This is a genomic window from Streptomyces sp. NPDC059371, from assembly GCF_042751995.1.
Lineage (GTDB): Bacteria > Actinomycetota > Actinomycetes > Streptomycetales > Streptomycetaceae > Streptomyces.
The window spans coordinates 25884-31883 of record NZ_JBHYXD010000102.1 but is presented as its reverse complement, the minus strand read 5'-3'; the positions used below and the strand labels follow the sequence as shown (position 1 = coordinate 31883).

At 66.7% G+C, this 6000-nt stretch carries 6 protein-coding genes and 1 pseudogene; 5 read left to right on the top strand and 2 right to left on the bottom strand.

What is annotated here, in order from left to right:
* Nucleotides 1-636 (top strand): hypothetical protein (locus ACFXGX_RS35930; protein ID WP_384800183.1); only part of this gene is annotated, 636 nt, incomplete at its 5' end.
* Between the two features lie 61 nt (nucleotides 637-697).
* Here the strand turns inward: ACFXGX_RS35930 and ACFXGX_RS35925 are convergent.
* Nucleotides 698-1162, bottom strand: coding sequence for a hypothetical protein (locus ACFXGX_RS35925; protein WP_384800180.1), 465 nt, complete (start codon nucleotides 1160-1162; stop codon nucleotides 698-700).
* 240 nt (nucleotides 1163-1402) lie between these two features.
* Between ACFXGX_RS35925 and ACFXGX_RS35920 the strand changes: the two genes are divergently transcribed.
* The 3 genes and pseudogenes from ACFXGX_RS35920 to ACFXGX_RS35910 all read left to right on the top strand — a co-directional run.
* The gene (locus tag ACFXGX_RS35920; RefSeq protein ID WP_384800177.1) at nucleotides 1403-1708 is read left to right on the top strand and encodes a DUF6087 family protein; all 306 of its coding nucleotides are present in this window, start codon (nucleotides 1403-1405) and stop codon (nucleotides 1706-1708) included.
* Between the two features lie 929 nt (nucleotides 1709-2637).
* Nucleotides 2638-4299, top strand: coding sequence for a dolichyl-phosphate-mannose--protein mannosyltransferase (locus ACFXGX_RS35915; protein ID WP_384800193.1), 1662 nt, complete (start codon nucleotides 2638-2640; stop codon nucleotides 4297-4299).
* Between the two features lie 227 nt (nucleotides 4300-4526).
* A pseudogene (locus ACFXGX_RS35910) lies at nucleotides 4527-4937 on the top strand (transposase); the annotation flags it as partial.
* 26 nt (nucleotides 4938-4963) lie between these two features.
* Here ACFXGX_RS35910 and ACFXGX_RS35905 read toward each other — a convergent pair.
* Complete coding sequence (locus ACFXGX_RS35905; protein WP_384800174.1) at nucleotides 4964-5203, bottom strand: hypothetical protein; 240 nt, start codon at nucleotides 5201-5203, stop codon at nucleotides 4964-4966.
* A 78-nt stretch (nucleotides 5204-5281) separates the two neighbouring features.
* On the opposite strand from ACFXGX_RS35905, the gene ACFXGX_RS35900 reads away from it, so the two are divergent.
* Entirely contained in the window at nucleotides 5282-5584 is a 303-nt protein-coding gene (locus tag ACFXGX_RS35900) for a hypothetical protein (protein WP_384800171.1), read from the top strand.
* Nucleotides 5585-6000: the final 416 nt, after the last annotated feature.

Below are 6000 nucleotides of genomic sequence, written 5' to 3'. Positions count from 1 at the left end.
GCCCCGGGCGTTATGGGCGTTTCGGCGGGCGGGGCGCCCACCCTCGCCGCCCTGAACCACGCCCGCTCCACGGTGTGTGGGTCGACGGCAGACGGGATGGCAGCTGAGGTGGGTGGTGGAAAGGGTGCCAGGGGCAGGCTTGTCCGCGATCACTCGTCCCGAGCCGTTCCGCTGGCCGAGCAGCGACTGGGCATGGCCATGGGATTGAATACCCTTCCGAACTGCCATCACGCCGGGGAGAACATGACCTTCGCCAAGCTTCTGAGGCCCGCCCTCACTGCCACACTTCTGGCCTTGGTCACCGGGTGCGGAGCGTCATCCGCGCCGGACGTCTCGGCGAGCCCCACGTCCAGATCGGGGGCTGCCGAGAGACATCGTTCGGCAAACCCCCAGCCGGTCACCGCCTCGATGCCCGATGTCCTCGGCGGCAACGCCGGTCGCGCATACGAGCAGATGAGCTCCAAGATGGATATGACCTTCAAGGACGCGAGCGGACACGGCCGGCCAGTGGATGACCCGGCTGCCTGGAAGATCTGCAACTCCCACCCGGGCCCGTACCAACAGATCACCGATTACCCGGTGGTCTTCGACGTGTTGAAAGTGTCGGAGAACTGCGAGAACACGACGCCGAAGTGATGGGTTCGAGACTCCGACATCTCCGTGGCAAGCCCGGGAGACCTGAGCGACTGCCCCGCCCCTAGTTCGCACCACGGGGCCGCAGCCCGTAGTAGGAGGCCACCAGGTCGCGGTCCACCGTGATGGTGTCGCGATCCAACGCGGGCAAGCCCAAGTGGTCACAGATCAGCTGGGTCAGCTGCTCCTCGTAGGTCGCGCTCTGATGGTCCAGTCTGGCCGCTGTGATGAGGGGGGCCATCTTGTTGGGCCAATATTCCCCGACCTGGTCAGGATCCTCGTAGTCGATACAGGACGACGCCCGACCGTCCTGGTAGTGGTACGCCTTGGGCCCATGGCCCTTGGCAACGCATGGGTTGGGAACGAACACCACCAGCTCAGCGCCCTGGGGGCACAGCTCGCGGTAGTCGATCTCGTCATAGTCGTCGCGGTTGAACATGTGGTGCACGATCACGCCCCAGTCGCCAGCTTCCGTAGCGTTGCCGTAGGCGAACGGCGGCCGGTTCCGCGCGGACAGACCTTCAGCCATGGACGCCAGACTGACCCCCTTGAAGTAGACCAGGACGGTTTCGTCTTCCCGGTACCGCTTCTCGTCTATCCACGCTACGACGCCGCAGCCGATCCAGCTCCCACACGTACTGGATCGGCGACAACCCGGAACTGCGCTGGGAACACCGCCTCGCCTGACCGCAGGAGGCCAGACACCGCCCCGGGGCAGTCCGGGGTCGATACCCTTCCAGGAGAGCCACCACCGTTAAGGAACGCCACGATGGACGACGAACCGTTGTCGGATTGGGCCGAGCGCCGCGACGCGAAGATCGGCCGGCTCCGTGCCGTCCCCGTCGTTCCCGGCAATGCCCCCAGGGGCGCCCACGTGAATCCCGACGCGCCGCGCGTCATCGAACGGTGGAATGGACACTCCTGGGAGCCCTACGGGTTCGCGGTGAACTTGGACGAGGCGAAGCACCTCCTGCACCCGGAGGCTGCTGGAGATCCGGAGCCGCCCAAGAGGTTGGCGCCCAAGCTTCTCGGCACCGGAAAGGGCAGGCATCGCAAGCCGCAGACCCCGCGGTAGGTCGACCGGACTGTCCTATACCGGCCCCGTTCATCCGCTCCCCCCGGCGGATGGACGGGGTCTCGCCTGGTCCTCCCTTTCGACGCCGCCACGCTCAGCTGGGCAGTGAGCAGGTTCAGGCGCTGCGCCGCGGATTCCGCGCCGTCGTCTTCGTGGCTGCCGACGACGACTGCGGCAGTGCTTCTTCGCCAGAAATAGCTGCTCCAACTGCCCTTTCAGGGAGCCCGGAAGATCTTTTCGTGGACGGATTACGATGCCCTTCTGGTCCGTGCGCATCTTCAGCTCGGTACCCGTGGTGATCGTCTGGGACAATCGGAACATCCACAGGACGGCCGGACTACATCAGGGCGAGGCTGACCACGATTGGCTCACCATCTTTTCAACTCCCGTCCTATGCACCCGATCTGAACCCTGCCGAGGACGTTTGGTCGCTGCTGCGGCGAGGCCCATAGCCAACACCGCGTTCACTGACCCCGAACACCTTGAGCGCGCCTTCCGTCGCAGACCGGCACACATCCAGCGACACCCCGACCTCATCAACGACGGCCTCGCCGAAACCGGCCTACACATCACTGCACATCCGATACCAAGGGTCAGTAGTGGTCCTCGGCCTCGCCCATCACCTCTGCCAGGCCGGTCCCGATGCCGTCTACTGCCCGCTCCGCCTCCGCTGCCAAGAGGGTGCCGATGCCGTACCGCTTCTCAACGCCCGAGCCGGTGCTGACCTCAACCCCCTCCAGGCAGCGCCTTGTCCAGGTTCAAGCAGTCCCGATCAGCGAGGGCTGACGTGAGCCGGCGTGACCACCACCGACCGCCGGGCAGATGCTCCCGCTCGTCCTGCTCCCCACGAGTAGAAGGCTCACCACGTGATCCATGAGAAAACGCCCGCGTTTGTCGACGAGCCACGGAAGGGGGCGAATCGCCAGCCGATCTCCTGGGAGCGGCGGCTGCGGCACTTCGGGCACGTCGGGCGCCCGCCTACGTCCGTGCGTGACCGTCTGGTCGTGCCGTTTCCCGAACCCGGGTCACGGCTTTGGCGCACGCTCGGGCTGTCCCCAGTAGCCGCGTGCCGGCTGGCGCGCTGGTCGCAATGGGGCGGGCCGCTGCTGGTAGCGCTCCTTGCCGGGCTGCCCCGCTTTTGGCGTCTGGGCAGCCCGGGGGCGGTCGTGTTCGACGAGACGTACTACGCCAAGGACGCATGGTCCTTGCTGCAGCTCGGCTACGAGGGCACCTGGCCGAAGGGCCAGATATCCGACCCGCAGATCCTGGCCGATCCCCAGGTGATCCCGCTCTCCGACACCGGGTCCTTCGTCGCACACCCGCCGACGGGCAAATGGGTCATCGCCCTCGGCGAGTGGATGTTCGGCCTCACCCCCTTCGGCTGGCGCTTCATGACGGCGCTCCTCGGCACGCTGTCGGTGCTGATGCTGTGCCGAATAGGACGCCGCCTGTTCCGTTCGACACCGCTGGGCTGCCTGGCCGGAGCACTGATGGCGATTGACGGTCTGCACTACGTGATGAGCCGCACCGCTCTGCTCGACCTCGTCGTCATGTTCTTCGTACTGGCGGCGTTCGGCTGCCTGCTCATCGACCGGGACGGTGCGCGAGCCCGGCTCGCGGCAGCTCTACCGGTCGACGAGGAGGGCCGGGTGCGCCCGGACGGACACACCGGCGACCATGCCGGGACGGGAGCGCGTCCCTGGCGGCTCGCTGCCGGCCTCTGCCTGGGACTGGCGGCCTCAACCAAATGGAACGGCCTGTACTTCCTCGCCTTCTTCGTGGTCCTCACCCTGCTGTGGGACGTCGGCTCTCGCCGCGTAGCGGGCGCGCGCCGCCCCTACCGCGCAGTGCTGCGCAAGGACCTCGGCTGGTCGGTGCTGTCCCTCGCCCCGGTCGCTGTCCTGACGTATCTGGCGACATGGACCGGTTGGTTCCTGTCCGACAACGGCTACGGACGCCACTGGGCGGACGCCCGTGGTGGCACATGGTCGTGGATCCCGGCCCCGCTGCGCAGCCTGTGGCACTACGAGCACGGCGTCTACCAGTTCAATGTGGGGCTGAGTACTCCCCACAAGTACGAGTCGAACCCCTGGAGTTGGCTGGTCGTCGGCCGCCCTGTGCTGTTCCACTACCAGTCGCCGGCACCTGGGAAAGACGGCTGTCACGCGGCGGCCGGCTGTACACAGGCGATCCTCGCCCTGGGAACACCGCTCCTGTGGTGGTCGGCATGCTGCGCACTCGTGTACCTGCTCTACCGATGGGCGCTGCGCCGCGACTGGCGCTCTGGCGCCATCCTCTGTGCGGTGGGCGCCGGCTATCTGCCCTGGTTCCTGTACCAGGACCGCACGATCTTCTCCTTCTATGCGGTCGTCTTCGTGCCGTACCTGTGCCTGGCCGTGACGATGATGCTGGGAGCCCTGCTGGGTCCGGCGGGAGCGACCGACAAGCGCCGCATACGAGGTGCGGTGGCCGCAAGCGTCCTTGTCCTGCTCATCGCCTGGAACTTCATCTATTTCTTCCCGATCTACACCGGACAGACGATCCCGCATGCCGACTGGCTCGCCAGAATGTGGCTCGACACCTGGATCTGAGCCTGGCCACATGATCGAAAGCCTGGACGTCGAGGACGGACACCGGGGCGGGGACCGGCTACTCGGCGGCCCTGCTACCACCGGCTTGGCGCGGACAACGTGACGAATGCTGACGCGCCGCGCGCCATCGAACGGTGGAATGGACACTCCTATAGCCCTACGGGTTCGCGGTGAGCTTGGACGAGGCGAAGCGTCTCCTGCACCCGGAGGCTGCTGGAGATCCGGAGTTGAGCTTCCCCGGCCTCGGTATCCAGCTCGCCGCCCGCATTCTGGCCGAGATCGGCGACGACCGTACCCGCTTCGCCGACGTCCGCGGCCTCAAGGCCTACGACGGCGCCTCGCCCATCACCCGCGCCTCGGGCAAGAAGGCCAGCATCACCCGGCGCTGGGTGAAGAACGACCGGCTCAACCACGCCGGCTACCTCTGGGCTTTCGCCTCCCTACGGGCATCCACGGGGGCCAACACCCACTACCGGCGGCGACGCGAACAAGGCGACTGGCACGCAGCCGCTCAGCGCAACCTCTTCAACCGCATGATCGGACAGCTCTACCACTGCCTACAGAAACGCGAGCTCTTCGACGAGCAGTCCGCGTTCCTCACGGCGTCGTCCCCGCCGGCGGAGGCAGCGGCCGTCTGACCTGCCGCATGGAAGGTTGAGCGGTCCTACCAGCCCATATCCCGAGCCACCTCCGCCTGCGCGGCGGCGATCTCCTCGCTCGTCGAACCGGCGATGTCGGCATCGACGTCGGACTCCAGCCGACTCAGCAGGTCGGCCAAGGCCTGCTTCTGCGCGGGATGGGTGATGGGGACTGCGTCGAGATCAGTACTCATCAGCCAGTCGAACAGGACGACAGCATCGGCATGCCACAGCCGCACGTTCACGGTCGGCAGATCGGATTCCATGATGCCCATCGTGCCTTGTCAGGCGCCGGACGCACCCGCGTCTTGCCCGGGAGATCGACGGCAACCGACTATTCGAACGTGAGACCTCAAGTCCAGGTATTCGTCGCCGACGGCCCACTCCCTGACTGGGACGCGAGCGGAGAAGAGATCGACAGGCGCGTCGAGCAGCTCGAAGCGATTCCGAAGCCGGTCACGGAAGAGGAAGCCCGTGCGCTCGTCACCTGCTTCGGCCCGGACGACTGCTACGGCGTCGCCTGGACGCTCCTCCACCTCATCGAGACCGGCCCGAACCCCGTCCTGACCACCGACCCCGGACCGGACGCCAACGAATGGCACCAGCGGCTCTTCGGCCGCGCCGTGAATGGAGGACTCATCCCCTGAACTTGACGGCATAGCAACGTGAGGTGTCTATCTGCAGGAGTCCCTCCACGAGGACCGTGACTGCACCGTGCTGCGGCGATCGGGCACCGCCAGGTGTGGGACGCCGCCAGCTTGCTGCAGCACCACGACACCCATGAGGCATCTGCCGAGCTCATCGCCCGCGCGCGCCTGATGGTCCAGCTTGCCGCTCGATTCGCCCAGCGCCTGGACTACACCGAACCGCACCGCGGACAGGCACGGACTACGGGGCCCCAACGCCGCACGCGGCAACGGCCGCTGGGCTCCCAAACATCTACGAGAACAGCACAGGGCGGCGAACACCGAACCCGAAGGCCGCGCAACCGTCGAGGAGACAGGATCGGATGACCCAGCCACGCGACAGCCCCTGGTCTCAAGGCACAGGCGTGTAGCTGCTC

What these genes read in the sequence shown, in the direction of transcription:
- ACFXGX_RS35925 (WP_384800180.1), bottom strand. Translation starts at nt 1,162, where the DNA reads ATGGCTGAAGGTCTGTCCGCGCGGAACCGGCCGCCGTTCGCCTACGGC.
- ACFXGX_RS35920 (WP_384800177.1), top strand. Translation starts at nt 1,403, where the DNA reads ATGGACGACGAACCGTTGTCGGATTGGGCCGAGCGCCGCGACGCGAAG.
- ACFXGX_RS35905 (WP_384800174.1), bottom strand. Translation starts at nt 5,203, where the DNA reads ATGGAATCCGATCTGCCGACCGTGAACGTGCGGCTGTGGCATGCCGAT.